The following is a 26291-nucleotide window of genomic DNA, read 5'->3' as shown; positions in this document are numbered from 1 at the left end:
TCAGTCCTCAGTCCTCGGTCCTCAGTCCTCGGTCCTCAGTCCTGAAGGCCCAGGCGGCGCAGCGTCTTGGTGATGACGCCGAGGACGCCGTCCCGCTGGTCGTTGAGGAAGAAGTGGCCGCCGGGGAAGACGTGGGTGGCGAAGGCGCCCTCGGTGTGGTCCTCCCAGGCCCGCACGTCCTCCGGCGTCGTCCGGGGGTCGGCGTCCCCCATCAGCGCGACGAGAGGGCTGGCCAGCGGCGGGCCGGGCCGGTGGCGGTAGGTCTCGATGGCGGTGTAGTCGCCGCGCACCGCGGGCAGCACCATCGCGACGATCTCCGGGTCGTCCAGGAGGCGGGTGTCGCTGCCGCCGAGCTTCCGCAGCTCCGCCAGCACGCCGGCGTCGTCCCGGAGGTGAACCGTCTCCTCGCGGTGGCGGGAGGGCGCGCGGCGGCCGGAGACGAACAGCACCGCCGGCGCCGGTGCGCCGCGTGCGGCCAGGCGGCGGGCCGTCTCGTACGCGAGGACCGCCCCCATGCTGTGCCCGAAGAGCGCGAAGGGCCGGCCGGTCTCGGGGAGCACGGCGCGGCACACCGCGTCGGCCAGCCGCCCGATGTCGGATATCGGCTCCTCGCCCAGCCTGTCCTGGCGGCCCGGGTACTGCACCGCCAGGACCTCCACCTCCGGCGACAGCGCCGCCGAGAACGGGTGGTAGAAGCTGGCGGACCCGCCGGCGTGCGGCAGGCACACCAGCCGGACCCTGCTCCGCGGCGCCGGGTGGAACCGCCTGATCCAGTCCTCGCCGTCCCCGGCCGCGTCCGTCACGTCTGTCGCGTCAGCTCTCACGCCTGCCATGGTGTCAGCCTTTCACCGCGCCACCGGTGCCCCCGGGCCCCCGGGCCCCCGGGCCCACGGCTCAGCCGACGGTGCGTTCGATGTGCTCCTCGATGTCGGCCCACGCCTCGTCAGGGCTCTTGCTCTGCGACTCGATCTGCTGCAGGCCCTGCGCGAAGAGGTCCTTGATGGTGCCGTCCTTCGGCCCGAGCACCTGCTCCTCGGGGATCTCGAGCGCGGCCTGGCCGAAGATCTCCCCGATCGGCGCGTCGTTGAAGTACTCGGAGGTCGCCCCGGTCACCTCCGGCGAGGTGACCGCGGTCTGGGACGAGGGGAACAGGCCGAGTTCCTGGAAGAGATACGCCTGCTGCTCGGGCTCGGTCAGCCAGGCCACCAGCTCCATCGCCTCCTCCTTCACCGGGCTGTCCTCGATCACGCCGAGGAACGAGCCGCCCCAGTTGGCGCCCTGCGGCGCGCGGGCCACGTCCCACTGCCCGGCGTTGGCCTCCCCGGCCTTCTCGCTGATGTGGGCGAGCATCCAGGCGGGGCAGACCGTGGTGGCGAAGGCGCTGTTGGCCAGGCCCGGGTCCCAGCCTGGCCAGAACTGCCGCAGCTCCGCGGTCATCCCGGCGGTGGCGGCATCGGAGGCGAGGTCCCACGCCTCCGCGACGACCGGGTTGTCGGCGTAGATCAGCTCTCCCTCGGAGTCGTAGAACTGCTCGGGATGCCCGTAGATCACGGCGTTGAACAGGCCCGAGGAGCTGTCCATGAACGCGATCTCGTCGTCGGGGTGGTTGGCCATGAACCGGTCACCCACCTCGACGTACTGGGCCCAGTCGCCCTCCCACAGCCGGGAGACCTCCTCGCGGTCGGTGGGCAGCCCGGCCCGGTCGAACATGTCCTTGCGGTAGCAGACCGCCATCGGCCCGATGTCGGTGCCCAGACCCAGCACCTCGCCGTCCGGGGTGGTGATCTGGTTCAGCTTCCAGGGCAGGAAGTGGCTGGTGCCCGCCAGGCCGGAGAAGTCGGCGAACATCTCCGACTGGGTGCCCACGATCTCCGCCGCGCGGCCGATCTCGATGCCCTGGATGTCCTTCAGGCCGCTGCCCGACGCCAAGTTCCGCTCGAGCCCGGCGTAGTAGGTCTGCTCGTCCCCGGCGACCTCGGCCACGATGCGCACGTCGGGGTGCTCGGCCATGTAGCGGTCGAGCAGGCCGGTCTCCTTGAAACCCATGAGGCCGAACAGGCCCATGGTGATCGTGACGGTTCCGTCGTCCGACCGCCCGCCGCCGGTGACCGTGTCGCTGCTGCCCTCGCCGCAGCCGGCGAGCAACCCGACGGAGGCGGCCAGCGCCGTGACAACGGCGGCTGATCTGGCGCGCCTCGCGCGAGTTGCGCGGCGTATGGGGGCTGTGACCATGGCGTTCTCCTCGCGACCGCGTTGACGCTGAGAGTGTGCGCAGTGGAACGGTCAGGGAGCCGATTCCACAGGGCTGTGGCAGACTCTCGTCGCGCGTTGGCGGTGTCAAGATCGCCTAACGGGCGGGGAACGGCGAGGAGTTGGGCCGAAGCCATCGGCCGGCCGGGCGCGTCACATCGCGCTGCCCACCTCGCTCGTCATCGATATCGGCGAGTCGGCGTAGGCGGCGTGTTCCGTCGTCACGGAGGCGCCGTACGCGCCGTGGCGTTCGCGCCAGGCGTCCAGCAGGCGGGCGGCCGAGCCGCCGATCGGGCCGACGGCGTCGGCGAGGACGTCCGGGTCGGGCAGCTCGGCGGAGTCCACGGCGGCCACGGCCTCGGCCGGGTCGTCGATGGTGGAGGAGCAGACGTCCAGCAGGTAGCCGGGGACGGTCAGTTCGGGGTCGGTGCAGCCGACGAGCGGGGTGCCGACGGCGGCGACGAGCGGGAAGACGGTGCCGGGGATGCCGATCGCGGCCTCGGCGCGGGCGGAGGCCTCCACCGACGGCACGTCGCTGATCTCGTACCGCTCCCACAGGCTGCGGTCCTCGCGCGGGTGCAGGCCGACGAGGATCCGCCTGCCCGCGGCGGCGAGCCGCTCGGCGCCGGCGAGCAGCAGCTCGGTGCCCGGCGCGGCGTCGCCGGTCTCGTCGGGGTGGGTGACGCTGGTGAGCACGAGCACCAGGCCCGGTTCGGGGCGGCGCGGCGGCAGGTTGTCGGTCTGCGGGGAGCCGACGGCGCGGATGGGCCGCCGGGTGCCGAAGTAACGCCCGAAGGCGCGGCCCTCGGCGGGCGAGGAGGCGGTGAACAGCCGTGCGCGCGGGCGCAGTTCGCGTGCCCGCGGGGCCTCGGCGGGCTGCTGGTAGGCGAGGGCGGAGGCCATCAGCGGCTGCCGCCGGAACCGCGCGGCGCAGTCGGCGGGCCAGTCCCCCGCCCCGGTGACGACGAGCAGGTCGGCGGGCGGCGCGTCGTCCGGGGTGGCGACGGGCACCTGCTCGTCCGGGGCGATCCGCGTGTAGTCGGGCACGAGCTGGGTGAGGTGCCAGCCGCGCCGGGCGGCCTCGGCGAGCAGGGGCCTGACGTGGTAGGTCCCCCAGGGTTCGTTGGTGGCGATCAGCACGCGCAACGCCCCGGCCGGCCGGGCCTCGGCGGCGCGCCCCACGAGCAGCGCCCCGGCGGCACCGGCGAGCACTCCGCCCAGCATGCGGCGGCGCGACGGCACGAATGACGTCCTATCGGTCGTTTCGATCACGCCAGCCACGCTAGGCGCGGCGCTTTGCGGGCGCGTGAACGCCCCCGAAACCCTCCACACCGGGGGTTTCGCCCCCGGACTCCGCACCCGTGGTGAGCAGGGAATTCCCGATAATTCCTCATCCGCGCGTGGCGTTCGCCACGGCATCGCGGGCGAAGGTCGTGGCCGCGTTGAGGGAGCCGCCCGCGCCGAGGACGCCCGCGTTGGCGTTGAGGCCGTCGATGATCAGCGAGAGGCGGTCGGCCAGCGCGTCGGGGTCGGGGGCGTTCGTGCGGCGCGCGAGCTCGCGCAGCGAGGTCAGGCGGCGGGTGTAGTGGGCGACGATCGCGCGGTTGACCGGGTGGCCTTCCTCGGGGAACTCCGCGTGGACGTTCGTCAGCGTGCAGCCCTTGAAGCCCTCGGCGGAGGCCCGCTCCGCGACGCCGTCGACGATGGCGACGAGCTGCGCGGCCGGGTCGTCCGGCGCGGCCTCGGCGGCCTCGGCGAGGATGGCGTCCCAGTCGCAGCCGAAGCGTTCGAGATACGCCAGGACCAGCTCGTCCTTGCTGCCGAACTCCCGGTACAGCAGGTTCTTGCCGCAGCCGCGCGCGTCGATGATCTGCTGGAGCCCGACGGCACGCACGCCGTGCTCGTCGAACAGGCGCGAGGCGACCTCCAGGATGCGATCACGCGCGGCCGGGTCCGGCCTTCTCGCCACGGGGCACCGCCTCCCTCGCTCGTTCTCGCCTCCGGCCGGCAGAACAACGGTAACCGCCACGACCGTTTGACAGCGGCGCCCCCGTGTGACCATGATTCGGACCGAACGGTCCGGGACCGAACGGTCCGTTATTGTCTCAGGGGAGTGACCAGCCATGGACCTGCAGCTCAACGGGAAGACCGCCGTCGTCACCGGCGGCAGCAAGGGCATCGGTCTGGCCGTCGTACGGCTGCTTCAGGAGGAGGGCGTCAGCGTCGTCGCCGCCTCGCGCCGCACCACGCCGGAGCTAGAGGAGACCAAGGCCACGCACGTCGCCGTGGACCTCACCACGGCCGAGGGCGCCAGCCACCTGATCGAGCGGGCGACCGCCGAACTCGGCGGCATCGACCTGCTCGTCAACAACGTCGGCGTCGGCGACGCCGACGACTTCCTCCGGGGCACCGCCAGCCTCACCGACCTGCCCGACGACGCCTGGCGGCACACCTTCGACCTGCACTTCTACAGCGCGCTGTGGGTCACCCGCGCCGCCCTGCCCAGCCTCGTCGAACGCCGGGGCACCGTGGTCAACGTCTCCTCGATCGCCGCCCGGCTCATGAGCTCCGGGGCCGCGGACTACTCCGTCTCCAAGGCGGCCCTCAACGCCCTCACCAAGATCATCGCCGAGCAGTACGGCGAGCAGGGCGTGCGCGCCAACAGCGTCTCGCCGGGCCCGGTCAGCACCGGCGTGTGGACCGACCCGGACGGCGTCCTCGCGCGGATGGCGAAGGCGCAGGGAGCCAGCCACGAGGACTTCGTAAAGCAGACCCTCCAGGGCCTCGACTCCAGCACCGGCAGGATCAGCACGCCGGAGGAGGTGGCGCGGCTGATCGTCTTCGCCGCCTCGCCGAACAACATCACCGGCGCGGAGCTGATCGTCGACGGCGGCATCATCAAGGAGTTGTGAGGCGGGAAGCGCACGAACCAGCGGCGGGGCGGGGCGGCCGGGAGACCAGGCCGCCCCGCTGCGCGCCGGCACTCCGCGCGGACGTCCGCGCGGGGACACCCACGGCCTGCCCTGGGAAGGAAACCGGCATACGGTGACCCCGCCCCTCGAGCTTCGGGATCCCAGCCGGACGCACCACGTCGGTTCGCGCGCAAGACGCCCGCCACGGCGGGTAGTTGCGGGCGCCCGGGGCCGCGGGTTTGGATAGAGGGGCCATGTCCGACACACCGAAGATCAACTCCGGCAAGCCCCACCCGGCCCGCGTCTACGACTACTGGCTGGGCGGCAAGAACCACTACCTCGCCGACGCGGAAGCCGGCGACGCCATCGCCAGGATCTGGCCGAGCGTCCACCAGGGCGCCCAGCACAACCGGGCGTTCATGCACCGCGCCACCCGGTACCTCGTCGCCGAGGCGGGGGTCCGCCAGTTCCTCGACATCGGCACCGGCATCCCCACCGAGCCCAACCTCCACCAGGTCGCGCAGGACGTCGACCCCCGCTGCCGCGTCGTCTATGTCGACAACGACCCCATCGTCCTCGTCTACGCCTCCGCCCTGCTGCGCAGCACGCCCGAGGGCCGCCTGTCCTACGTGCAGGTCGACGCCACCGACCCCGAGGCCATCCTCGCCGCGCCCGAGCTGGCCGACACGCTCGACCTGACGCGGCCCGTGGCGCTGTCGCTGATCGCGCTCCTCCACCTGATCTCCGACGAGCGCGGCGCGGGCGACATGGTGCGGCGCCTGGTGGACGCCCTGCCCTCCGGCAGCTACCTGATGCTCACCCACGCCACCGCCGACCTCAATCCGCAGCTCATGGCCCGCGTCGCCGCGGCGTACGAGCAGCGCGGGGCCGCCAGCGGCGGGCAGCTCCGCACCCGTGAGGAGATCCTGCGCTTCTTCGACGGGCTTGAGCTGGTCGACCCCGGCCTGGTCGTCACCTCCCGCTGGCGGCCGGATGACTCCCAGCGGCTGCCGGAGATCACCGACCCGGAGATGTCCGCGTACGCCGGGGTCGCCCGCAAGCCGTAGAGGCGCCGTCAGAAGTCGTAGTCGTCGATGTTCCCGGCGTCGAAGACGGTCGGCGGGCCGAGCACGATCTCGCCCGCGGCGCCGATGGTGTACTCGCCGAGCTCCCCGGCGGTGAAGGTCTGCCCCTCGACGCCCGTGATCTGGCCGGAGGCGAACGCCGCGCCCGCGTACGCCGCCAGGTAGCCGAGCTGGGCGGGGTCCCAGAGGGCGAACGCCTCGACCGTGCCGTCGTGGACGAACTCCCGCATCTGGTTGGGCGTGCCCAGGCCCGTCAGCGCCACCTCGCCCTTGTACTCGGACCCGGACAGGTAGCGGGCGGCGGCGGCCACGCCGACCGTCGTCGGCGAGACGATGCCCGCCAGGTCCGGGTACGAGCGCAGCAGGCCCTGCGTCTCCTGGAACGACTTCTGGTCCTCGTCGTTGCCGTAGACGACGTCGACCAGCTCGATGCCGTCGTACTCGGGCTTCTCCAGCTCCTCCCGCATCAGGTCGATCCAGGCGTTCTGGTTCGTGGCGTTGGGGGTGGCGGAGAGGATCGCGATCTTGCCCTCGCCGCCGATCTGTTCGGAGATCAGCTCGATCTGGTTCTCGGCGATGCTCTGCGCCGTGGCCTGGTTGATGAAGAGGTCGCGGCAGCCCGGGTCGGTGTCGGAGTCGAAGGTGACGACGGCCACGCCCGCGTTGCGGGCGTTGTTGAGGGCGCCGCACACGGCGTTGGGGTCGTTGGCGGAGGTGACGATGACGTCGGTCTGCTGCCCGGTGAGCGTGTTGATGTAGCTGACCTGCGAGGAGGCGCTGGCCTCCGTGGGGCCGACCTCCTTGTACTCGCCGTCGAACTCGTTGACCGCGTCCTCGCCGCCCGCGTCGGCGACGGTGAAGTAGGGGTTGTTGACCTGCTTGGGCAGGAACGCGACGGACAGCCCCTCATCGATCGGGGCGTCCGGGTTGGCCTCGCCGGTGGGCTCGGCCGCCGGGCCGCCCTCGCCGTCCTCGTTGTCGTCCCGGGTCGTGCCGCCGCAGGCGGCGGTGGCCAGGACGGACAGCAGGGCGGCGGCGAGGACGCCCCCGCGAACGATGCCAGGACCTTTCATGGCGTGAACTCCTTCTTCCGGTCCGGCCGGGGCCGGGTGCGGGTCCGGGCGCGGCGCCCCCGCCGCTGGCGGAGGCGGGCGCGGGTCATGGTGACGGCGTTGGGCACCACCACGGAGGCGACCAGCAGCGAGCCGGTCACGATGTCGACGGTCTGGGCCTGCACGTCGGCGAGTTGCAGCGCGTTGCGCAGCGACGCCAGCAGCAGAACGCCGGCGAGCACGCCGGGCAGCGTGCCGCGCCCGCCGAAGATGGAGACGCCGCCGAGCAGCACGGCCGCCACCACCGCGAGCTCCAGGCCCTCGCCGTTGTCGGCGCGGGCGCTGGCGTACCGCAGGGTCCAGTACACGCCCGCCAGGCCCGCGATGGTCCCGGAGGCGACGAAGAGCCAGAACTTGCTGCGCGCCACCGCGATGCCGGAGAACGCCGCCGCCTCGTCGCCCGCGCCGATGGCGTACAGCGAGCGCCCGAACGGCGTGCGGTGCAGCAGGATCCCGGACGCCAGCGCCAGCACGAGGGTGATGACCATCGCCCAGGGCAGCCAGGTCAGCGCGCCCCCGCCGACCGTGGAGGAGGCGGCGTCGGTCCAGTCGAAGGGGAAGTCGGCGACGGCGTCGTCGCCGAGGACGACGAACGCCAGCCCCCGGTACGCGGCCAGGGTGCCGATGGTCACGGCGAGCGAGGGCAGGCCGAAGGCGGTGACGAACAGGCCGTTGACCGCGCCGAGGACGGCGCCGAGGGCGACGGCCATCGGCACGATCAGCTCCAGCGGCAGCCCTTCGAGCCAGAGCTGGCCCATGACCGCGCTGCACAGGCCGAGGGTGCTGGCCACGGACAGGTCGATCTCGCCGGTGACGATGATGAGCGTCATGGGCAGCGCGATGAGGGCGATGGCGACGGCGTCCAGCAGCAGGAAGCGCACGTTCTCGCTGGTGGCGAAGCCGTCCACGCGGGCGGAGGAGACGAGCGCCACGAGCGCGAGGGCCAGCAGCACCGCCACGTCCCAGCGCAGCACGGCGGCGGCGAACCGCACGCGCTGCGGGGCGAGCGTCTCGGGGTGGGCGTAGAGGGTGTCATGTGCCACGCGGCTGCCTCCTCCTGAGGCGGACGGCGACCCGGGCCGCGAGGGCGCGGTCCAGGCCGATGGCGGCGAGGATCAGGCCGCCGACCACGGCCTGCTGCCAGAACGGGTTGACCCGCAGCACGGCGAGCGAGCTGTCGATGGTGGTCAGCAGCAACGCCCCCAGCGCGGCGCCGTACACGGTGCCGCTGCCGCCGAAGATCGCGACGCCGCCGACGACGGCGGCGGCCACGACCTGGAGTTCCATGCCCGAGCCGACGGTCGCGTCGACGGTGCCGAAGCGGGCGGCGTACAGCACCCCGGCCAGGCCGGCGAGGGAGCCGCTGATGACGAAGGCGACGAAGACGCGCCGCCCGACCGGGATGCCGGACAGGCGGGCGGCGGCGGGCTCGGAGCCGATGGCGTACAGCTCGCGCCCGCTGCGGTGGGAGTGGAGGTAGTACCCGACGACGAGCAGCACGGCGGCGGCGATGACGGCCAGCCACGGCAGCCAGTCGATGCCGAGGACGCGGGCGGTGCCGAGCCGCAGGAAGTCGCCGGGCATGTCGGCGGCGTTGATCTGCTCGCCGGAGGCCCAGGAGTGGTCGATGCCGCGGAAGATGTAGAGCGTGCCGAGGGTGATGACGAGCGCGGGCACGCGGGCGGCGGCGATGAGCGCGCCGTTGACGACGCCGCAGGCCGCGCCGAGCGCCATCCCCGCCAGCAGGGCGAGGGGGAGGGCGGTGTCGGGCGCCTCGACGAACAGCTTGCCGGTGGCGAACGCGGCCAGGCCGAGGACGGATCCGACGGACAGGTCGATGTTGCGGGTGACGATGACGACGGTCTGGCCCACGGCGAGCACGACGAGGATGGCGGCGGCGAGCAGCACGTCGCGGATGCTCTGCGCGGACAGAAAGCGCGAGTTGGAGGCGGCGGTGCCCGCCACGAGGAGCGCGAGGGCCAGCAGGATGCCGAGCTCGCGGACGCGCCAGAGGCGGGAGAACGCCGTCGCCCGCGCGGCGCGCGGCTCACCGTGGCCCCCCGCGCCGTGGCCCTCCTGCCCCGGCGCGGCGCGCCGGGAGGCCCCGGCCATCGGCCCGACGCCGCCGGCTGCCGCCGCGACCCCGGGGCGGCGCGGCCGGGCCTCGGCGCGGGACGCACTGCGCGCGGCGCCGGATGCCCTGCGGGCGGGCCGTCCTCGCGGCTCGCGCCCGGAGGGCGTGGCGGGCGCGCCAGCCGCACTGTCGGGCGGTGGCGTCTCCGAGGGCCCCTCCCCCGTGCTGTCGCGGTCGGCCGCGCGGGCGGAGCCCGTTCGCGCGGACACGCCGAGACCGGGCGCCGTGCCGCCGGGCGAAGGCCCGTCCGAGGGCCGCACCGCCACCCCGTCGGCCGACGCCTCGTCATGCGGCCCGGCCGCGCCGTCCCGGCCAGGTGGGAGCGGGCCGTCCGCGCCGACAGGGCGCTGCGCCGCCTCCGGCGCGCGGCCGGGTCGGGCCGTGCGCTCGGGGCCCGAGCCGTCCCTGGCCGAGGCGGCCGCCCCGTCCTCCGCGCTCCCCCTCTTTTCCCCCGACCCGCCGCCTTCGGCGGCCCGGGCGGAGCCCGGGTCGCCCTGCGGGCGGGCATGTCGTGCGGCCTCGTCGGGGGCAGCCGCCGCGTCGGTGGAGTCCGGCGGCGGCGTTCGGCGGTGTGGTGTGGGGTCCGTCATGGGCGGGTCACCTCTCCTGGCCCGTGGCGGCGAGCATGACCGTTTCCTCGGTGGCCTGCCGCCGGGGCAGCTCCGCCGCGATGCGGCCCTCGTGCATCACGAGCACGCGGTCGGCCATGCCCAGCACCTCGGGGAGTTCGGAGGAGACCATCAGGACCGCGATCCCCTCGGCCGCGAGGTCGGACATGATGCGGTGCACCTCGGCCTTCGTGCCGACGTCGATGCCGCGCGTGGGCTCGTCCACGATCAGCACGCGCGGCGAGGTGGCCAGCCACTTGGCGAGGACGATCTTCTGCTGATTGCCGCCGGAGAGCGTGCCCACGGCGTCGCTGAGGCGTCCGTAGCGCACGCGCAGGCGCCCGGCCCACGCCTGGGCGGCGTCGCGTTCGCGGCGGCCGGAGAGCAGGCCGAGGCGGGTCAGGGCGCGCAGCCGCGTGAGGGTGGCGTTGCGTTCGACCGACATGTCCATCACCAGGCCCTGCTGGCGGCGGTCCTCCGGCACCAGCGCCAGGCCCGCGGCCATCGCGGCGCGGGGCGAGCCGGGCGGCAGCGGCCGGCCGCCGACGCGTACCTCGCCCGCGTCGTAGCGGTCGATGCCGAAGACCGCGCGCACCACCTCGCTGCGCCCGGCGCCGACGAGGCCGGCGAGCGCGACGATCTCCCCGGCGTGGACGGCGAATCCGACGTCGGCGAAGGAGCCGTGGCGGGTCAGGCCGCGCACCTGGAGGACGGCGTCGCCGCGCGGCTCCGCCGTCTCCTCCGCACGCGGGTAGAGGGCGGCGACGTCGCGGCCCACCATGCGGCGTACCAGCGTCTCCACGTCGAGGCGGTCGGCGGGGTCGGTGGAGACCAGCCGCCCGTCGCGCAGCACCGTGACGCGCTGGCAGAGCGCGAAGACCTCGTCGAAGCGGTGGGAGATGAACAGCACCGCGGCGCCCTGCCCGCGCAGCGCCCGGACGACGGCGAACAGCCGCGTCACCTCCACGCCGGAGAGCGCGGCGGTGGGCTCGTCCATCACCAGCACCCGGGCCTGGACGGACAGGGCCTTGGCGATCTCCACGAGCTGCTGGTCGGCGATGGACAGGCCGCGCGCCGGGCGGCGGGGGTCGATGTCCACGCCGAGGCGCTCGAAGAGGCGGGCCGCCGCCTGGTGCATCGCGGTGCGGTCGATGCGGCGCAGCCGCCCGGTGGGCTGGCGTCCCATGAAGATGTTCTCGGCCACCGACAGGTCGGGGAAGAGGGTCGGCTCCTGGTAGATGACGGCGATGCCGGCATCGCGGGCGTCGGCGGGGCCCGACAGCCAGACGGGGCGGCCGTCGATCTCCAGACGCCCGGCGTCGGGCTGGTGCACGCCGGCCAGCATCTTCACGAGGGTGGACTTGCCGGCGCCGTTCTCGCCGACGAGGGCGTGCACCTCGCCGGCGCGAAGCGCGAGCGTTACGTCGGCCGTCGCGACCACCGGCCCGAAGGCCTTGGTGACCTCGTGCAGGGTGAGGACAGGGGGGACGGTGGCCGCGTCCTCGGCGGCGTCGTCGTCGGACATGGGCGCTCCTCGCTGACAGGGGCGTCTGAGGCGAGTCGTGAAGCGTGGGGGAGCCGATCGGGAAACGCTTCGTGCGTGAAACGATTCAAGGACCCAAAACAATAGGGAACCGGCAGTGATCACGTCAAGAGTCGTGACGTCGGCTCGTCGAGTCCAGGAGGCACCATTACCCAGCGCGCGCCCGGGTACTCGCGGGGCATGGCGCCCATGCCGGAAAACCCGAGTGCGAGCGAGGGCGCGGGCCGCACGCCAGGCCCGGGCCCCGGCCCCGAGGCGTACGACGCCGCGCCCTACGTCCCCGCGGGCGCCGGTCTGCCGGAGCTGCGCAGCGCCGCCGGCGGCTGCCACGGCTGCCCGCTGTTCCGGGAGGCCACGCAGACCGTCTTCGGCTCCGGGGACGCCGACGCCCGGGCGGTGCTGGTGGGCGAGGAGCCGGGCGACCAGGAGGACCGGCGCGGCCAGCCGTTCGTCGGCCCGGCCGGGCGGGTGCTGATGCGCGCGATCGACGAGGCAGGGATCGACCCGCTGGAGACCTACATCACCAACGCCGTCAAGCACTTCAAGTTCCAGCGGCCCGGCGGCGGCAAGCGCCGCATCCACAAGCCGCCGAGCCTGCGGGAGATGAGCGCCTGCAAGCCGTGGCTCGACGCCGAACTGCGGGTGATCGACCCCGAGGTGGTCGTGGCGCTGGGCGCGACGGCGGGCAAGACGCTGCTCGGCCCGTCCTTCCGCGTGACGAAGCAGCGCGGCGTTCCGCAGCCGCCGCCCGGGGGCGAGGGCCCGCTCGTGGTGGCGACGATCCACCCCTCGGCCGTCCTGCGGGCCGACGAGGCGGACCGCGAGGCCGCCTACGCGGGCCTGGTCTCCGACCTGCGCGTCGCCGCGCGGGCGCTGGACTGAACGGCACGGGCCACCGCCCTTCGGACGGACACGGGGACACTGATCCTCTTCGCTGATTCGACGACCGTCGATATTGACAGTCGTCGATTCCGGGGTGGAGGATGGGCCTTGCATCGACATTCGTCGATACAGACCCGAGTGGCCCGAGAGGCCTGAGAGGAACGAGAAAGATGAGCGAGACCGCATCCGGGCTCCGTGAGACCGTGCGCGAGCGGTACGCCGCCGCCGCCAGCGCCGTCGCCTCGGGCGGCAGCGGCGGCGGGGGCGGCTGCTGCGGCGACGGCTGTGGCAGCGGCCCGCAGGCGACGACGGTCGAGATCGACGAGGCCTTCGGCTCCTCCCTGTACGCCGCCGAGGAGCGCGACGCGCTGCCCGCCGAGGCCGTCGCCGCCTCCCTCGGCTGCGGCAACCCCACGGCCGTCGCGGAGCTCCGCGAGGGCGAGCGCGTCCTGGACCTGGGCTCCGGCGGCGGCATCGACGTGCTGCTGTCCGCGCGCAGGGTCGGCCCGACCGGGCGGGCGTACGGCCTGGACATGACCGAGGAGATGCTGGCCCTGGCGCGGACGAACGCCGAGAAGGCGGGCGCGGAGAACGTGGAGTTCCTGAAGGGCACCATCGAGGCCGTCCCGCTGCCCGCCGGCACCATCGACGTCGTGATCTCCAACTGCGTGATCAACCTGTCCGTCGACAAGCCGGCCGTCTTCGCCGAGGTGTTCCGCGTCCTGAGGCCGGGCGGCCGCGTCGGCGTCTCCGACGTCGTCGCCGACGACGCCCTCACGCCGGCGCAGCGCGCGGAGCGCGGCGACTACGTCGGCTGCATCGCGGGCGCGCTGTCCTTCGCCGAGTACCGGCGCGGCCTGGAGGACGCCGGGTTCACCGGCATCGAGATCACGCCCACGCACCAGGTCGCCGACGGCATGCACTCCGCCCTCGTGCGCGCCGCCAAGCCCCACCGGGCCGGTTGAGCCGGTTGAGGGCGGCGCGCGGCGGCCGGAAGGGGCCCGCCCCTACGCCGAGGCGGGCGGCTGGCCGTCGAGCACGGCGAGGTCCGGCGGCACCAGGGTGGCCGAGCGCACCAGCTCCGTGAGGAGGTTGTGGTTGAGGGCGTTGCCGACGGGCTCGCCGGCCTCGCCCCCGATCAGCCCGGGCACTCCGGCCCGGGACAGGCGCAGCCTGACGCCCGCCACCACGTGGGCGGCGTTCCGCTCCGTCCAGTTGGCGTCGGGCTGGAGGGCGTTGAGCTGTTCGGCCACCCGCGGCCAGGCCAGCGGCTGCGGCGACGCCTCGTGCAGCAGGTACCGCTGGCCCAGCACGATCAGCACCAGCCGCTCCACCGGCTTCAGCCGCCACGCCTTCGGCGGCCGGGTGGGGTCGTTGAGACGCGGCCCGGGCGGCTGGGCCGCGGGCCCCGCCACGTACATCTCCAGCACGTGCTCCCGGCGGCCGGAGCCGCGCACGAAGACGGGGGTGTAGCCGAGGGAGAGGGGAACGGGGTCCTTGTTGGCGAAGAGCATCAGCGAGCCCGGCAGCCGGACGGGCAGCCGCCCGGTGTTCCGCAGCCACCAACGCCGCCGGCGGTGCGTCACCACGCCCTGCCGGCGGCTGACCCGCCAGTCGCCCTCCCCGACGCAGACGTGCACGTCCTCGCGGTCGCGGCCGAAGAGCATCTCCCGCCCCTCGCGCGGGCGCAGCGTGAAGCCGCCGCCCATGGCGCGGACGTACAGGGTGCCTGCGGGCGAGGGCGGAACGCCGAAGGCCAGGCTCGCGTGATCCGGCGGCAGCGGATGGCCGCCGGCGGACGTCAGGTCGGGACTCATCTGATGACCTCCAGGTCCCTCGTGGTCTGCTGCCGCCATCGTGCCGAGCCCGCCCGGGACTGGTCCCGGAGGACGAGGGACCGGGCCCGCGCCGCGCGTTGGGCGGGGTAGCTGGGGTCGGTCAGGCGTGCCCGCGAGGCGTTCCGGGAGGCTGTGGCCCGCCGGACAGCCGGGCGGCGAGGCGCGCCTTCACCGCCGGCCACTCGTCGGCGAGGATCGAGAAGTAGACGGTGTCGCGCCACGTGCCGTCGGGGCGGCGGCGGTGGCGGCGCAGCACGCCCTCGCGCTGCGCGCCGAGACGGGCGATGGCCGCCTGCGAGCGGTGGTTGAGGTGGTCGGTCTTCAGCTGCACCCGGCCCATCGCCAGCTCCTCGAAGGCGTGGCTGAGCAGGAGCAGCTTCGCCTCGGTGTTGACGGGTGTCCGCCAGTACGCGCGCCCGTACCAGGTCCAGCCGATCTCCAGGCGTTCGTTGGGCAGGTCCACGTCCATGTACGTGGTCCAGCCGACGGCGCGGTCGCTGCCGAGGTGGATCACCGCGAAGGGCACGTACTGGCCGCGTTCGGCGGCGTTCAGCAGGTCGGCGAGCTTGCCGCCCAGCTCCTGCGGCGTCCGCGGAGCCGGGCCGCCCTGCCACCGCCAGACCTCCTCGTCGCGCCCGCCCGCCGCGAAGAGGTCCGCCAGGTGACTCATGGCGAGCGGCACCAGGCGGACGTGCCGCCCGGTCAGCGTCGTGGGCAGCGGTGGCTTCGCGGGCATGGCGCGGAACATAGCAGGAGCCCTCGGCAGGAGCCCTTTGCAGGGCCCCTTTGCAGAACCCCTTGGCAGGACCCCTACGCCGCCGCCCAGCCGGACCAGTGGGTGACGGTGATCTCGATGACCGGGCCGTCGGGTGGGGTCGTGCGGTACTGGGGGTACTTCGCCACGAGCCGGCTCAGGGGCGTGGCGCGGTCGGGGGTGGCGGTCAGGATGCGGGCGGTGCCGTCCGCCCGTGCCCACCACAGGCGAGTCCAGTCGTCGTCCTCGTAGTGGTCGACGAGCGCGCTGACCGCCGGGTTGGCGGCGACGTTGCGCAGCCGCCGCAGGTTGTGGTGGCGCTTGGGCTTGGCGTCCACGGCAGTGACGACGAGGTCGCCGTGGACGGCGAAGACGGCCGGGACGAGGTGCGGGTGCCCGGACGGGTCGGTGGTGGCGAGGCGGAGCACGCGGGCCTGGGCGAAGCGGTGGCGGGCGGCCGACGCGGAGAGCTGCATGCGCGGCACCGTACCGGCCGGCGACCCGGCCAGAACTGACAGCGCGGGCGTGTTGACCCGTGCCCGGCGTTCGTGGTTGTCGCCTCGCCGCGAGCCGGCCGGGTTCCTGACGCCCCCGGCTCGCGCAGGGCCTGTCCGCGTAGGGTGCGGCCATGGATGCCGACGGTCTCGCCTCGCTGGCCGCCGACGCGCGGGCGCTCGTGCCCACGGACGCGCGGGCGCGCGCGATCCTCGGGCTGGCCGGGCCGCCGGGGGCGGGGAAGTCGACACTGGCGCGGGCGTTGAGCGACGCGCTCGGCGAGCCGGCGGCGTACGTGCCGCTGGACGGCTTCCACCTCTCCAACGCCCAGCTCGACCGGCTGGGCCTGCGGTCCCGCAAGGGCTCGGAGCCGTCGTTCGACGTGTGGGGCTACGAGGCGCTGCTGCGCCGGCTCCGCGAGGAGAACGCCGGGCGCGAGGTGTTCGTGCCCGACTTCGACCGCGTGCTCGACGAGCCGGTCGCCGCCCGCCACCGGGTGCCGCCCGGGGTCCGGCTGATCGTCACCGAGGGCAACTACCTCGCCTGTGACCTCCCCGGGTGGCGCGAGGCGCGTGACCTGATGGCCCAGGTCTGGTACGTGGACGCCCCGGACGCGGTGCGCGACGCCCGCCTCATGGCCCGCCACACGGCCGGCGGATTCCGCACCCCGGCCGCCGCCCGCGCCTGGGTGGACAGCAACGACGCGCCCAACGCCGAGCTGGTCAAGGGCTCGCGCGCCCGCTGCGACCGGGTGGTCAGCGGCGGAGGTTGACCGTCCCCGCCCAGCCCCTCGGAGGAAGGGCCGGGGCCTACGGCTCGTCGGCGTACACCACCGTCACCTCCAGGAGCTCGACCTCCTCGCTCGCGCAGCCCGTCGCGTTCTCGTACGGAAGGAAGATCGACGCCCGCTGGTTCGGGGGATACACGCGCAGACCCCGCGTCGGCTCTGGATCGCAGGTGGCCGTCGGATAGTTCTCCGCGCGCGTGATCCGCAGGTCGGCCGTCGCCGTCGCGCCGGGGGCGAGGTTCACGACCACGGGGTCGCCGCGTTCCGTGCCGCGCGTCGCGGGGGCGCCGACCTGCTCGGTGCCGTCGGACTCGGCGACCAGGGAGACGCCGGGGTAGCCGAGCATCGCGCAGGTCTCCTCGCCGGCGTTGGTGAACTCCAGCGGCACGTACATCGATCCGGCGCCCGAGTCCGTTCTCCCCGCGGTGAGTTCGAGCTGGGAGGTGGCGCAGGTGGGCGTCTCGCCGGGGCCGCCACCGGGGTCCGGGCTCGCCGAGGTGGACGAGGAGGAGGAGGAGGAGGTGGAAGAGGAGGCGTCGGGCGTCCGGGACGGCTCGCCGGAGCGATCGGTCGGGGACGAGGTGTCGGTGGCCACCGGGGGCGCCGTGGTCGTGGCCATGCCCCCGCCGTCGCCGTCGCCGGGGGCGACGAACGCGATGGCCGTCGTGACCCCGGCCAGGCAGGCGGCGACGCCGGTCGCCGCCGCGAAGGCGCGGCGCCGCCGCCGCGCGGCGGCACGGCGGCGCAGCGAGGCGAACGCCCCCGGCGGCGGGTCGAGCCGCGCCTGCGGCGTGCCGAACGCCTCGAGGATCTCTCCGGGTTCGTCACGCGGGTCGCGCGGGTCAGTTGGTGATCTCATGCAGTCCCCTCAACGCGATCCGCAGCCGTTCCCGGGCCTGATGGAGGTCGCTCTTGATCGTGCCGGGGCGCCGGTGCAGCGCGGTGGCTATCTCGTTCACGGGCAGGCCCGCGTAGTAGTAGAGCAGCACCGGCACCCGCAGCCGCTCCGGCAGCGACTCGACGAGGTTGCGCAGGTCGAACCCCTGGTCGGCGGCGGGCGCATGCTCCCGCCCGTCCGTCGCGCCCAGGCGGCGCGTGGCGCGGCGTTCCCGGTCCAGGCCGCGCCAGTGGTCCTTCACCAGGTTGGCGGCGACGCCGAACAGGTAGGCCTCGGGGCGTTCCACGCTCCCCCAGCGGGACCACAGCCGGGTGAACGCCTCGGCGGCGATGTCGTGGGCCGTCGCGTCGCTGTCGACCAGCCCCCGGCACCAGCCCGCCAGCCGGGGGTAGAAGCCCTCGAAGAGCTCCTCCGCCTCCCTGTCCCGCCCGTCGCGGCCCCCGCTCACCCGGTCCCCTCCGATTTACGAGCCTCACGCGCCTCATACCGTTACCACGCTCCTCCATCCTCCCACCGGGTTCTGGCCGACTCCCAGGGTCTGAAGGCCCTCGACGACGCGCTCGTCCTGCGCCTCGATCCAGTCGCACAGCTGACGGAAGGAGACGAAGCGCACGTCCTCGTACGCCGCCATCTCGGTCAGGGCTTCCTCGACGGCGTCCATGTAGATGCCGCCGTTCCACTGCTCGAAGTGGTTGCCGAGGAAGAGGGGGGCGCGGTTGGTGTGGTACGCCCGCTCGAAGCCCGCGAGGAACGCCCCGCACGCCTCGTCGCGCCAGCGCGCGTGCTGCGCGGGGTCGCCGTCGGTGGTGCCGGACTGGTTGGCCAGCATGCTGTAGTCCATGGTGAGGACCTCGAAGTCGTGGCCGGGGAAGGGCACCGACTGGAGCGGGAAGTCCCAGAGGCCCTCGGCGGTGCGGGCCGGCCACTGCTGGAGCCCGCCGGGGGACGAGGCGTCGTAGCGCCAGCCGAGGTCGGCGGCGGTGGGCAGCAGGTTGGCCTGGCCGAGCAGGCAGGGGGTGCGTCCGCCGACCAGCTCGCGGGCGTAGTCGAAGGGCAGCGGCGCGACGTCGGCGGCGGCGAAGCCGGTGTTGGTGCGCCACTGGGTGACGAACGCCGCCGCCTGGTCGATCTCGCTGCGCCAGTCCTCGGGCGTCCAGTGCTCGACCGAGCCGGGGCCGCCGCAGAAGTGGCCGTTGAAGTGGGTGCCGATCTCGTGGCCGGACAGCCACGCGGTCCGCAGGTGGCCGAGGGTCTCGCGTATGTGGGCGTCGGTGAGGTAGCCGATGTCGGAGGCGCCGGGGGCGTTGCGCGGCGGCAGGTACTGGTCCTTCTTCGCCTCGGGGAGGAGGTAGAGGCCGGAGAGGAGGAAGGTCATGGAGGCGTCGAGTTCGTCGGCGAGGGTGAGGAAGCGCTGGAAGAGGCCGTCGCCGAGGGAGGCGGCGCCGTCCCAGGAGGCGACGACGAACTGCGGGGGCGGCTCGCCGCGTTCCAGTCGGCGCGGCTCGGGCTGGTAGGGCTGCGGGCCGGTGTCGGCGGTCGAGCCGTCGCCGATGAGGCGCGGGTGCTCCAGGCTGGGCGGAGGCGGCTCCTCGGCGCCGGGCGAAGGGTCGGCGGAGGGCTCGCCGGGGTCGGCCGGGCCGCCGGGCGGGCGCCAGTTGTCCGCGGCGCGGGAGGTGGAGCAGGCGGAGGCGCCCAGGAGGGTGGCGGCGCCGAGGGTCAGCAGGCTGCGGCGGCTCGGGGCGCTGTGCTGTGGTGCGGGGCTGCTCACGGTGGGCTCGCTCTCTGCCTCTGCTCGGACGGTGCACCCCGTCGACCCCGCGGCGGGCCGGTCGGTTGTCACGGCTCCGCAACAACGCCCGCGGATGCCCGCAGACGCCCGCGAACGCGCATTTCGTTTTCTGTTCCGGGAGGAGTCATCCGTGATCTGGCGTGATCGACCACGATCGGGGCGACTGCGTGGAGGAACCGAGGAGGAGGAGAATCATGGGTGTGTCGAGACGTGAGGTGCTGACGGTGGCTGGTGCGGCCGGCGTTGCCGGTGTGACGGGGCTGGCGGGCGCGGCGAGCGCCGCGAGCGCGGCCGAAGCGAAGGAAGAGGAACAGGAGGGGGCCCTGATCGGCGAGGCGCGCGGCGACCGGCTGCATGTGGTGTCGTTCAACATCCGCTATGACGCCAAGGCCGCGCCGGGGTCCGCCGACTCCTGGACCGACCGGCGGCCGGTGCTCGCGGCGTTCCTCGAAACCGAGAAGCCGACCGTGCTGGGCATCCAGGAGGCCCTCTACCACCAGGTGAAGCAGGTGGCCGCCGACCTGCCGCCGCACTACGACTGGATCGGGCTGGGCCGCGAGGGCGGCGGGCGCGGCGAGTTCATGTCGGTCTACTACGACGCGCGCCGCGTCGAGCCGCTCGACTTCGACCACTTCTGGCTGTCGGACACCCCGAACGTGATCGGTTCGGCGTCGTGGGGCAACACGGTCGTGCGCATGGTGACGTGGGTGCGCTTCCTCGACCGCCGCACCGGGCGGGAGTTCGTGCACCTCAACACCCACTTCGACCACCAGTCGGAGAACGCGCGGCAGCGCAGCGCGGCCCTGGTCCGCGAGCGGGTCGGCGGCTTCGACGCGGCGCTGCCGGTGGTGGTGACGGGCGACTTCAACACGGCGGCGGGGACCTCGGAGTCCTACCGGATCCTGGTGACCGACGGCGGCCTCAAGGACACCTGGGACGCGGCGGCCCAGCGCCTGACCCCGGCGTGGGGCACCTTCCCCAACTACAAGGACCCGGGGGAGGGCGGCACCCGCATCGACTGGGTGCTGGCGAAGCCGGGCGTGGAGGTGCTGAAGGCGGCGATCAACCCCTTCCGGGTGGACGGGCGTTACCCGTCGGACCACATCCCGGTGCAGGTGCTGGTGCGCCTGGTCTAGGACCCGTCGACCCGTCTCGCATGCCAGATCACGGCCTGGCGCGAGGTCGCCGACCCGCGGCCGCTCCGCTCCCGGGAGCGCGCCGCGGCGACGCGTTCGGGCGGGGTCGTTCACCGCCTGAATGGACGCGGCGAGGGCACGTAGCACCGTGGGGGGACCCTCGTCACCCGGTGGACGGAGCCGCAAGTCACATCTGTAGTGTGATGATCTTGAGTGCTGTTCCTCCCTAGCTTCGTCGAAGCGATGACCAGAACAGGGAGGGGATGTGACGTGAGCTGGCGGGAAGCCCGGAGAGTCATCCGGGAGGTCGAGGAAGAGTTCGGTGGAGGACCGAAGCCGAAGCCGAAGGACTCCGCGCGCACCCCGCACTGGGACAACATCCGGTTCGTCGCGGCCTCGCTGATGATCTTCGTGCACATGGCGACCGCGCTGACCCCGCTGGACGGCGTGCGCTGGTTATTCATCGCGACCTGGGGCCTGCGGGTCCCGGCGTTCGCCCTGCTCGCCGGCTACTTCAGCAACGCGTGCCCGCCGACATCGGCGGCCCCTCGAACTCTCCCGCACCCTGGCGTTCCTCCGCTTCTTCCTGCTGGGCTGGCGGCTGCGCGAGGGGCTGTTCGCCCGCGAGCTGCGGGCCGGGGGGAGCCGCGGGGCCGCCGCGGCCGTTCTGCTGGCCGGGGCGGCCGTGCTGCTCAGCTTCGTACGCCTCATGCCGCGCGTGACGTACCTCGGCGCCGGCGGCCTGTACATCTACCTGCTGCACCCGCTGGCCCTGCGGGCGCTGGCGCACGCGGGCTACGGCCTCGACTGGGTGGGCTCCTGGCCCGAGCAGGCGGCGTTGCTGTGCCTCGCCGTGCTGCTCACCGCCGTCCTGGCCTCGCCGCACGTACGCCGCCTGACCCGCCCGGTCATACAGCCGACCCGCCGGGGCGGCCGCACGACGCGGCCGCGGCCCGAACCGATTCCCGTGCCGATGCCCGAATCGACGCGCTGACCTGAAAGGCAGTGAGCACAGCACATGCAGACCCGTAAACGGACCCGTACACGGACGAAGAGCGCGGCCGTCGCCGCCCTCGTGGCCCTGGTGGCCGTCCTGCTCCCGGTGATCGGGGGCGGGGCCACGGCGTCCGCCGCCCCGGGCACCGGGTCCGGTGCCTCCTCGACGCCGGTGCTCGGCCACTGGCGCAACCACCACCCCGGCGACAACGTGGAGGATGACGGCTGGCTGTCGCGCATGGAGGCGGCGGAGGCGGCATACGGCGACTTCGAGGGCCACTGGCGCAACTACCACGCGCCTGAGGACGCCCTCCCGATGACCGACCAGGAGATCGCCGTGGCGGAGCGCGGCCAGCCCCTGCACATCTCCTGGAAGCCGCGCCCCGCGGGCGAGGACTGGGCGTACACCGCCTCGGGGGCGTACGACGACACCATCGACCAGGTCATGACGGACCTGAAGAACCACTGCGGCCCCGACTGCTGGCTGTCGATCGAGATCGAGCCGGAGGCCACGGTGGTCGAGTCCCCGGACTCCGGCTTCACCACCGCCGACTTCCGGGGCCTGTGGCAGCGGGTGGCCGACTCGCGGGAGCGCGTCGGCGCGGACAACGTCGAGCTGGTGTGGGTGCTGGGCGGTTTCGAGGACTGGCGGCCGCTCTACGCCAGCCTGTGGCCCGGCAACGACGTGGTGGACGTCATCGGCCACGACCCGTACGTCCGCAGGGACGAGGCGCCCGAGCGGCTCGCGGAGAAGATGCTCAGCCGCACCCAGTGGCTGGTGGACAACTCCACGGCCCAGCAGGACTACGCCTCCAAGCCCTTCCTGATCGCCGAGTTCGGCTGCGACCTCGGCGGCACGCCCGACGCGCGGGGCACGGATGAGCACCGGGCGGCGTGCATCGAGGGCGTGCAGGGCGTCCTGGACGAGCTGGCGGCGCTCGGCGTGGTCGAGCTGGAGTTCTTCGACGCGCGCACGAACTGGATCAACGACCCGCCCGCGGTGGACGGCCAGGCGTACCAGGCCCTGAAGGCGGCGACCGAGGCCGGCTAGCGCTGGCCCGCCGGCTTCCTGTTTCTGAGCACCTCGGTGAGGGCCGCGATGCTGTGCTCGCCGTGGCCTGCCTCGGCCGCCCGCCTCACCAGGTCGTGCAGGGGGCCGAGCCACGTCGTGTCGACGTTCGTCTCCTTCGTCAGGTCCTCGTCGTGGGCCGTTGCCGCGAGGAAGAGGTTCACGGAGGAGGCGGCATCGGTGTAGTCGCCGCTGTCGATCTCGCGGGCGTAGATCGGCAGCAGCGACTTGATCATGTCGAGCCACTTGCCTGCGAACCGCACCATGGTGTCCGCCGACCGTCCACATGCCTGGACGGCGGCCGCACCCTGGAAGAAGCCGACGAGCGCGGGCAGCAGCATCGCGCCCACGGCCATCTCGTACAGCGCGGCGAGGTCGCTCTCGTCCCCGAGGTGGACGGTGTCACCGCCCAGCACCCGCAGGGTCGGCTCGTGCTCATCGAAGACGGCCCTGTCGCCGCTGTAGTAGAGGAGCGTGTCCGGCGCTCCCACGGCCGACGGCACGTTCTTCACCGCACCGGCGAGGAAGCGGGCGCCGTGGGCGGCGGCCCAGGCGGCGGTCTCGCGGGCGCCTGCCGGGGAGCCGCTGTTCAGGGTGATCAGGGCCCGCCCTCGCAGCGTCCCGGCTGCCCCGGCGGCTGGCTCCAGCGCCTGGCGTGTGTCCTCGAAGGTGGTCAGGCAGGTGACGACCAGTGGGCTCGCCGCGACCGCGTCCTCCACCGCCCCGGCGTGCACCGCGCCCCTGGCCACCAGCGGCGCGGCCTTCCCCGGCGTACGGTTCCACACCGTCGTCGGGTGTCCGGCGTCGATGAACGCCTCGGCCAGCGCCCGGCCCATCGAGCCCAGCCCGATGACGGTCACGGGCGTGCGGTTGTCCCCAGCCATGTTTCGCTCCAGTTCGCGGTCTGCCGGTCGGTGGTCGTGCTCGTGCTCGCTCCATGCTGGGCGTTCGCATACATTCCATCAAGTACCTACAATTTTGTTGGGTACCAACACTCTTGTTAGGAGGAGGGGCGTTGAAGAACAGGAAGAAGCGGACCTACACGTGCGGACTCGACGCCGCCATCGCGGTCATGGGAGGCAAGTGGAAGGGCCTGATCCTGTTCTCGCTCGGCGACGGCCCGCTGCGCTTCGGGGAGTTGCGGCGGTCGGTGCCCGGCATCAGCGAGCGGATGCTGATCCTTCAACTCCGGGAGATGGAGAACAGCGGCCTGGTCCACCGCGAGGTCTACCACCAGGTCCCCCCGAAGGTGGAGTACTCACTGACCGAGTTCGGCCACTCCCTCAACACCGCGCTGGCGCCGCTCGGCGAGTGGGGCGAGGAGCACATGGAGCGCATCGAGGCCATCCCCTGAGCTCGCCGAGACGAGATTTCAAGCCCGCCGGGCAGGCCTGGGCATCCGATGTCGTCAGTGCCGGGTTGGCATCGGGATTTCTCTCAATGGCTCACCACCGTCGATGAACAGTCGGCCGCCGGGTGCCAATGCGGCCGCGATGCGGTCCAGCGCGCGTCGCCCCGCTTCTGGATGGCGGCCGTCGAGTGCGCCGACGCGTACCGCGAAGACGATGTCGAAGGGCGCCTCGCCGGGTTCCAGGGCGAAGTGCTCTGCCGCGACGTGCCGGACGCTCATGCGGCCCGAGGCGATCTCCTGTGCCGAGGCGGCCTTGGCTTGAGAGATCGCCTTGGCGGAACGGTCGATCGCGAGAATAAGCCACAACGACCCCGAGCTGGCGTCCGTCCTCCCGGAGTGGGGCAGGCCGCTGAGCTTCGACGCCGAGAACGGGCCCACGCAGCTCGGCACCGTCTTCGACGTCGTCGAGATCGAACGCTGGGACCGGCCGGTGGTGCACCTCCCCGACCGCGACGCCCTCGCGCTCTACCTCCGGGGCCGGGGGCTGACGGCCGAGCGTGCCGCCGCTGCCGCGCGGCGGCTGGAGACGCCGCTGACCGTCACCAAGCGCGGCATGGTCGGCTGGGCCCGCAAGCGGGAGCGCGGCCCTGTTGTGAGAAGCGGCCCGGCCGGGCAATGATCTGGTGCGCGCACGCGCACGCACGCGCACGCATGCGCACAAAGTCAAACACCGGCTCGGCGTAAAGCCTGTGGCGCGAGTCGGCCGGTGGGGTGGTGGTGCGCACAGGACGCACGGAGAACGAGGAGGACGCATGTCGTTGTCCCGCTTCAGGCGCTTGGGGGTGGGAACCGCCGCCGCCGTGGCCGCCCTCGCCTTCACCGCTCCGGGTCTGGCCCAGGCGGCGCCGCAGCCAGCGCCGCAGCCAGCGCCCGCGTCGGTCGAGACGCGCCAAGGGAGCATCACCTGGACGCTGGTGACGGAGTCCAACCCCACGCCCGAACAGCAGCAGGCGTATGACCTCATCACCCCCGCCATGGACGCCGCCGTCGCCCGCTACAACAACCTCAGCGATCTCAGCAAGACCATCACCGTCTACTACGACCCGGGCGTCCCCACGGCGGACGGCAACATCAACGGGACGATCCGATTCGGCAGCACCGCCTACATGACGGAACGCACGGCACTGCACGAGATCGGACACACCATCGGCATCGGCACCAGCGGCAACTGGGGCTCCCTCGGCTGCCCCAGCACCTTCACCGGCGCCGAGACCACCGCGCTCGTCAAGGAGTACGACGGGCCGGACGCGGTCATCAGCTGCGACGCCGCGCACTTCTGGCCCTACGGACTGAACTACGAGAGCGAGTTCTCGCAGACGAACGCCGACCGGCACGTGGAGATCGTCGAGGCGATGGTCAGCGACGGGCTCTGACACCCTTTCCACGCTTTCGGAGGACGGGGCGACGTGTCGGCGGGCCGAGGTTCGGGGCTGCTGAAGAGACTGGCGGGCGTGATCGACATCTCGACCTGCCGGCGCGTCGCCGCCGCCATGGCACTGGCGTTGGGCTGCCTCGGCGGTGTGGCGGCCGCTCCGGCCCCGGCCGCCGAGTGCGCCGCGTCCGTGCCGTTCGTCTCCGGGACCGAGGGCTACCACGCCTTCCGCATCCCCGCCGTCGTCCGTGCGGAGGGCGGCGTGGTCGTCGCCTTCGCGGAGGGACGGCGGGACTCGCTGGACGACTACGGCGACATCGACGTCGTGGCCCGGCGGTCGCTGGACGGCGGGTGCACCTGGGAGCCCATGACGGTGGTGGCGGACGCTGGGGCGGACACCATCGGGAACCCGGCGCCCGTCGTCGACCCGGCGACCGGCCGGATCACGCTGCTGACGTGCGGCAACCCCGGCGATTCGCAGAGCCCGCGCCGCGTCTACGTCCAGCACAGCGACGACGAGGGGCGCGGCTGGTCGGCGCCGCGCGAGATCACCGCACAGGTGAAGCCGGAAGGCTGGGACTGGTACGCCACCGGGCCCGGCCACGGCCTGGCGCTGCGGCACGGCGCGCACGCCGGGCGGCTGCTGATCCCCGCCAACCACACCTACCTCCAGGACGGAGAAGAGCGCCACGGCGCGCACTCGCTCCTCAGCGACGACGGCGGAAACACCTGGCGCGTCGGCTACGTCGCGCAGCCCGGCGGCGAGGAGCTGGAGCTGAACGAGAACACCTTCGCCGAGCTGCCCGACGGCCGGATCTACAGCAACGTCCGCGACCACCACGGCACCGATCCCGCGACCCGCGCCGACGCCTACCTCGCGCCGGGCGGCGCCGAGCTGCTCGCTCCGTACGAGCCCGAGCCGGGCATCGTCGGGCCGGTGGTGCAGGGCAGCACGCTGCTGGTCGAGGGTGCGGCGCCGCTGCTGGTGTACTCCGGGCCCGCCTCGTCGAGCGGGCGGTCCTCGATGACGCTGCGCGTCAGCGAGGACGAGGGGGTGAGCTGGCGGGAGGGGCCCCGGCTCTCGGACGACCCGGCCGCCTACTCCGACCTGGCGCAGCTCGATGAGAGCGCACTCGGCCTGCTGTACGAGACGGGCCCGGAGTCGGCGTACGACACCATCACCTTCGCCAGGGTCCCGACCGACGAGCTGTGAACGCGCA

Annotated in this window: 28 protein-coding genes; 12 read left to right on the top strand and 16 right to left on the bottom strand. The window is 73.3% G+C overall.

Going from position 1 to position 26291, the window contains the following annotated elements; translation table 11 throughout:
- Positions 1-35: 35 nt before the first annotated feature.
- The 4 genes from ACTWQH_RS13845 to ACTWQH_RS13830 form a co-directional block, all read right to left on the bottom strand.
- Complete coding sequence (locus tag ACTWQH_RS13845) at positions 36-833, bottom strand: thioesterase II family protein (RefSeq protein WP_443286794.1); 798 nt, start codon at positions 831-833, stop codon at positions 36-38.
- A 61-nt stretch (positions 834-894) separates the two neighbouring features.
- Complete coding sequence (locus ACTWQH_RS13840; protein ID WP_443286793.1) at positions 895-2232, bottom strand: ABC transporter substrate-binding protein; 1338 nt, start codon at positions 2230-2232, stop codon at positions 895-897.
- A gap of 171 nt (positions 2233-2403) precedes the next feature.
- Complete coding sequence (locus tag ACTWQH_RS13835; RefSeq protein WP_443286792.1) at positions 2404-3522, bottom strand: hypothetical protein; 1119 nt, start codon at positions 3520-3522, stop codon at positions 2404-2406.
- A gap of 118 nt (positions 3523-3640) precedes the next feature.
- Positions 3641-4219, bottom strand: a complete 579-nt coding sequence (locus ACTWQH_RS13830; protein WP_443286791.1) for a TetR/AcrR family transcriptional regulator — start codon at positions 4217-4219, stop codon at positions 3641-3643.
- 154 nt (positions 4220-4373) lie between these two features.
- Here ACTWQH_RS13830 and ACTWQH_RS13825 point away from each other — a divergent pair, with 154 nt between their 5' ends.
- Both ACTWQH_RS13825 and ACTWQH_RS13820 read left to right on the top strand, forming a co-directional pair.
- Complete coding sequence (locus ACTWQH_RS13825) at positions 4374-5162, top strand: SDR family NAD(P)-dependent oxidoreductase (protein ID WP_443286790.1); 789 nt, start codon at positions 4374-4376, stop codon at positions 5160-5162.
- Positions 5163-5416: 254 nt separating this feature from the next.
- The gene (locus tag ACTWQH_RS13820) at positions 5417-6229 is read left to right on the top strand and encodes an SAM-dependent methyltransferase (protein ID WP_443286789.1); all 813 of its coding nucleotides are present in this window, start codon (positions 5417-5419) and stop codon (positions 6227-6229) included.
- An 8-nt stretch (positions 6230-6237) separates the two neighbouring features.
- Here the strand turns inward: ACTWQH_RS13820 and rhaS are convergent, their stop codons facing one another.
- From rhaS to ACTWQH_RS13800, 4 genes are read right to left on the bottom strand one after another with little or no spacing between them, the layout of a single operon-like run.
- Positions 6238-7320, bottom strand: a complete 1083-nt coding sequence (gene rhaS, locus ACTWQH_RS13815; RefSeq protein ID WP_443286788.1) for a rhamnose ABC transporter substrate-binding protein — start codon at positions 7318-7320, stop codon at positions 6238-6240.
- Positions 7317-8402 carry an ABC transporter permease gene (locus ACTWQH_RS13810; RefSeq protein WP_443286787.1) on the bottom strand — a complete coding sequence of 362 codons (1086 nt, stop codon included), beginning with the start codon at positions 8400-8402 and terminating at the stop codon, positions 7317-7319. Before ACTWQH_RS13810 ends, rhaS begins: the two co-directional genes overlap by 4 nt.
- Entirely contained in the window at positions 8392-10083 is a 1692-nt protein-coding gene (locus ACTWQH_RS13805; protein WP_443286786.1) for an ABC transporter permease subunit, read from the bottom strand. The genes ACTWQH_RS13810 and ACTWQH_RS13805 overlap by 11 nt, the downstream gene beginning before the upstream one ends.
- Before the next feature lie 7 nt (positions 10084-10090).
- On the bottom strand, positions 10091-11626 hold the full coding sequence (locus ACTWQH_RS13800; RefSeq protein WP_443286785.1) for a sugar ABC transporter ATP-binding protein: 1536 nt from the start codon (positions 11624-11626) through the stop codon (positions 10091-10093).
- Positions 11627-11833: 207 nt separating this feature from the next.
- Between ACTWQH_RS13800 and ACTWQH_RS13795 the strand changes: the two genes are divergently transcribed.
- Together ACTWQH_RS13795 and arsM are read left to right on the top strand one after the other, a co-directional pair.
- Positions 11834-12526, top strand: a complete 693-nt coding sequence (locus ACTWQH_RS13795; protein WP_443286784.1) for a UdgX family uracil-DNA binding protein — start codon at positions 11834-11836, stop codon at positions 12524-12526.
- A gap of 170 nt (positions 12527-12696) precedes the next feature.
- The gene (arsM, locus tag ACTWQH_RS13790) at positions 12697-13491 is read left to right on the top strand and encodes an arsenite methyltransferase (RefSeq protein ID WP_443286783.1); all 795 of its coding nucleotides are present in this window, start codon (positions 12697-12699) and stop codon (positions 13489-13491) included.
- 42 nt (positions 13492-13533) lie between these two features.
- On the opposite strand, the gene ACTWQH_RS13785 is transcribed toward arsM, so the two are convergent.
- From ACTWQH_RS13785 to ACTWQH_RS13775, 3 genes are all read right to left on the bottom strand, one after another.
- Complete coding sequence (locus ACTWQH_RS13785; RefSeq protein ID WP_443286782.1) at positions 13534-14343, bottom strand: FHA domain-containing protein; 810 nt, start codon at positions 14341-14343, stop codon at positions 13534-13536.
- 121 nt (positions 14344-14464) lie between these two features.
- On the bottom strand, positions 14465-15100 hold the full coding sequence (locus ACTWQH_RS13780) for a GNAT family N-acetyltransferase (protein ID WP_443286781.1): 636 nt from the start codon (positions 15098-15100) through the stop codon (positions 14465-14467).
- Positions 15101-15174: 74 nt separating this feature from the next.
- A complete protein-coding gene (locus ACTWQH_RS13775; RefSeq protein ID WP_443286780.1) occupies positions 15175-15594 on the bottom strand; it encodes a TIGR03668 family PPOX class F420-dependent oxidoreductase in 420 nt (139 codons plus the stop codon).
- Positions 15595-15746: 152 nt separating this feature from the next.
- Here ACTWQH_RS13775 and ACTWQH_RS13770 point away from each other — a divergent pair, with 152 nt between their 5' ends.
- A complete protein-coding gene (locus tag ACTWQH_RS13770; protein ID WP_443286779.1) occupies positions 15747-16385 on the top strand; it encodes a nucleoside/nucleotide kinase family protein in 639 nt (212 codons plus the stop codon).
- Positions 16386-16422: 37 nt separating this feature from the next.
- On the opposite strand, the gene ACTWQH_RS13765 is transcribed toward ACTWQH_RS13770, so the two are convergent.
- Genes ACTWQH_RS13765 through ACTWQH_RS13755 form a run of 3 tightly spaced genes read right to left on the bottom strand, consistent with a single transcriptional unit; the run spans position 16423 to position 19066 of the window.
- Positions 16423-17259 (bottom strand): DUF4232 domain-containing protein, encoded by an 837-nt coding sequence (locus tag ACTWQH_RS13765; RefSeq protein WP_443286778.1) that lies wholly within the window; start codon positions 17257-17259, stop codon positions 16423-16425.
- Entirely contained in the window at positions 17243-17746 is a 504-nt protein-coding gene (locus tag ACTWQH_RS13760) for an RNA polymerase sigma factor (protein WP_443286777.1), read from the bottom strand. The genes ACTWQH_RS13765 and ACTWQH_RS13760 overlap by 17 nt, the downstream gene beginning before the upstream one ends.
- Positions 17747-17779: 33 nt before the next feature.
- On the bottom strand, positions 17780-19066 hold the full coding sequence (locus ACTWQH_RS13755) for a hypothetical protein (RefSeq protein WP_443286776.1): 1287 nt from the start codon (positions 19064-19066) through the stop codon (positions 17780-17782).
- A 215-nt stretch (positions 19067-19281) separates the two neighbouring features.
- Between ACTWQH_RS13755 and ACTWQH_RS13750 the strand changes: the two genes are divergently transcribed.
- The 3 genes from ACTWQH_RS13750 to ACTWQH_RS13740 all read left to right on the top strand — a co-directional run bounded on the left by ACTWQH_RS13750 (position 19282) and on the right by ACTWQH_RS13740 (position 22270).
- On the top strand, positions 19282-20223 hold the full coding sequence (locus ACTWQH_RS13750; protein WP_443286775.1) for an endonuclease/exonuclease/phosphatase family protein: 942 nt from the start codon (positions 19282-19284) through the stop codon (positions 20221-20223).
- Between the two features lie 709 nt (positions 20224-20932).
- On the top strand, positions 20933-21217 hold the full coding sequence (locus tag ACTWQH_RS13745; protein ID WP_443286774.1) for a hypothetical protein: 285 nt from the start codon (positions 20933-20935) through the stop codon (positions 21215-21217).
- 24 nt (positions 21218-21241) lie between these two features.
- Positions 21242-22270 carry a hypothetical protein gene (locus ACTWQH_RS13740; RefSeq protein WP_443286773.1) on the top strand — a complete coding sequence of 343 codons (1029 nt, stop codon included), beginning with the start codon at positions 21242-21244 and terminating at the stop codon, positions 22268-22270.
- Here ACTWQH_RS13740 and ACTWQH_RS13735 read toward each other — a convergent pair.
- A complete protein-coding gene (locus ACTWQH_RS13735) occupies positions 22267-23172 on the bottom strand; it encodes an NAD(P)-dependent oxidoreductase (protein ID WP_443286772.1) in 906 nt (301 codons plus the stop codon). The two genes, ACTWQH_RS13740 and ACTWQH_RS13735, sit on opposite strands and share 4 nt — an antisense overlap.
- 188 nt (positions 23173-23360) lie before the next feature.
- Here ACTWQH_RS13735 and ACTWQH_RS13730 point away from each other — a divergent pair, with 188 nt between their 5' ends.
- Positions 23361-23642: a winged helix-turn-helix transcriptional regulator gene (locus ACTWQH_RS13730; protein ID WP_443286860.1), complete on the top strand. Its 282-nt coding sequence runs from the start codon at positions 23361-23363 to the stop codon at positions 23640-23642.
- A gap of 54 nt (positions 23643-23696) precedes the next feature.
- On the opposite strand, the gene ACTWQH_RS13725 is transcribed toward ACTWQH_RS13730, so the two are convergent.
- Positions 23697-24077, bottom strand: coding sequence for a class I SAM-dependent methyltransferase (locus tag ACTWQH_RS13725; protein ID WP_443286771.1), 381 nt, complete (start codon positions 24075-24077; stop codon positions 23697-23699).
- Between ACTWQH_RS13725 and ACTWQH_RS13720 the strand changes: the two genes are divergently transcribed.
- The 3 genes from ACTWQH_RS13720 to ACTWQH_RS13710 all read left to right on the top strand — a co-directional run bounded on the left by ACTWQH_RS13720 (position 23971) and on the right by ACTWQH_RS13710 (position 26284).
- Positions 23971-24318, top strand: a complete 348-nt coding sequence (locus tag ACTWQH_RS13720) for a hypothetical protein (RefSeq protein WP_443286864.1) — start codon at positions 23971-23973, stop codon at positions 24316-24318. The genes ACTWQH_RS13725 and ACTWQH_RS13720 overlap by 107 nt on opposite strands.
- Positions 24319-24451: 133 nt before the next feature.
- Positions 24452-25072 carry a hypothetical protein gene (locus ACTWQH_RS13715; protein WP_443286770.1) on the top strand — a complete coding sequence of 207 codons (621 nt, stop codon included), beginning with the start codon at positions 24452-24454 and terminating at the stop codon, positions 25070-25072.
- A gap of 78 nt (positions 25073-25150) precedes the next feature.
- Positions 25151-26284, top strand: a complete 1134-nt coding sequence (locus ACTWQH_RS13710; protein WP_443286769.1) for a sialidase family protein — start codon at positions 25151-25153, stop codon at positions 26282-26284.
- Positions 26285-26291 lie beyond the last annotated feature (7 nt).

It is taken from the genome of Streptomyces sp. 6N223 (genome assembly GCF_052246635.1).
GTDB lineage: Bacteria > Actinomycetota > Actinomycetes > Streptomycetales > Streptomycetaceae > Streptomyces.
This window is presented reverse-complemented; position numbering and strand designations above follow the sequence as displayed.

What these genes read in the sequence shown, in the direction of transcription:
- ACTWQH_RS13845 (WP_443286794.1), bottom strand. Translation starts at nt 833, where the DNA reads ATGGCAGGCGTGAGAGCTGACGCGACAGACGTGACGGACGCGGCCGGG.
- ACTWQH_RS13840 (WP_443286793.1), bottom strand. Translation starts at nt 2,232, where the DNA reads ATGGTCACAGCCCCCATACGCCGCGCAACTCGCGCGAGGCGCGCCAGA.
- ACTWQH_RS13825 (WP_443286790.1), top strand. Translation starts at nt 4,374, where the DNA reads ATGGACCTGCAGCTCAACGGGAAGACCGCCGTCGTCACCGGCGGCAGC.
- ACTWQH_RS13820 (WP_443286789.1), top strand. Translation starts at nt 5,417, where the DNA reads ATGTCCGACACACCGAAGATCAACTCCGGCAAGCCCCACCCGGCCCGC.
- rhaS (WP_443286788.1), bottom strand. Translation starts at nt 7,320, where the DNA reads ATGAAAGGTCCTGGCATCGTTCGCGGGGGCGTCCTCGCCGCCGCCCTG.
- ACTWQH_RS13805 (WP_443286786.1), bottom strand. Translation starts at nt 10,083, where the DNA reads ATGACGGACCCCACACCACACCGCCGAACGCCGCCGCCGGACTCCACC.
- ACTWQH_RS13800 (WP_443286785.1), bottom strand. Translation starts at nt 11,626, where the DNA reads ATGTCCGACGACGACGCCGCCGAGGACGCGGCCACCGTCCCCCCTGTC.
- ACTWQH_RS13795 (WP_443286784.1), top strand. Translation starts at nt 11,834, where the DNA reads ATGCCGGAAAACCCGAGTGCGAGCGAGGGCGCGGGCCGCACGCCAGGC.
- arsM (WP_443286783.1), top strand. Translation starts at nt 12,697, where the DNA reads ATGAGCGAGACCGCATCCGGGCTCCGTGAGACCGTGCGCGAGCGGTAC.
- ACTWQH_RS13785 (WP_443286782.1), bottom strand. Translation starts at nt 14,343, where the DNA reads ATGAGTCCCGACCTGACGTCCGCCGGCGGCCATCCGCTGCCGCCGGAT.
- ACTWQH_RS13780 (WP_443286781.1), bottom strand. Translation starts at nt 15,100, where the DNA reads ATGCCCGCGAAGCCACCGCTGCCCACGACGCTGACCGGGCGGCACGTC.
- ACTWQH_RS13775 (WP_443286780.1), bottom strand. Translation starts at nt 15,594, where the DNA reads ATGCAGCTCTCCGCGTCGGCCGCCCGCCACCGCTTCGCCCAGGCCCGC.
- ACTWQH_RS13770 (WP_443286779.1), top strand. Translation starts at nt 15,747, where the DNA reads ATGGATGCCGACGGTCTCGCCTCGCTGGCCGCCGACGCGCGGGCGCTC.
- ACTWQH_RS13765 (WP_443286778.1), bottom strand. Translation starts at nt 17,259, where the DNA reads ATGAGATCACCAACTGACCCGCGCGACCCGCGTGACGAACCCGGAGAG.
- ACTWQH_RS13750 (WP_443286775.1), top strand. Translation starts at nt 19,282, where the DNA reads ATGGGTGTGTCGAGACGTGAGGTGCTGACGGTGGCTGGTGCGGCCGGC.
- ACTWQH_RS13745 (WP_443286774.1), top strand. Translation starts at nt 20,933, where the DNA reads ATGCCGCGCGTGACGTACCTCGGCGCCGGCGGCCTGTACATCTACCTG.
- ACTWQH_RS13740 (WP_443286773.1), top strand. Translation starts at nt 21,242, where the DNA reads ATGCAGACCCGTAAACGGACCCGTACACGGACGAAGAGCGCGGCCGTC.
- ACTWQH_RS13735 (WP_443286772.1), bottom strand. Translation starts at nt 23,172, where the DNA reads ATGGCTGGGGACAACCGCACGCCCGTGACCGTCATCGGGCTGGGCTCG.
- ACTWQH_RS13730 (WP_443286860.1), top strand. Translation starts at nt 23,361, where the DNA reads ATGGGAGGCAAGTGGAAGGGCCTGATCCTGTTCTCGCTCGGCGACGGC.
- ACTWQH_RS13715 (WP_443286770.1), top strand. Translation starts at nt 24,452, where the DNA reads ATGTCGTTGTCCCGCTTCAGGCGCTTGGGGGTGGGAACCGCCGCCGCC.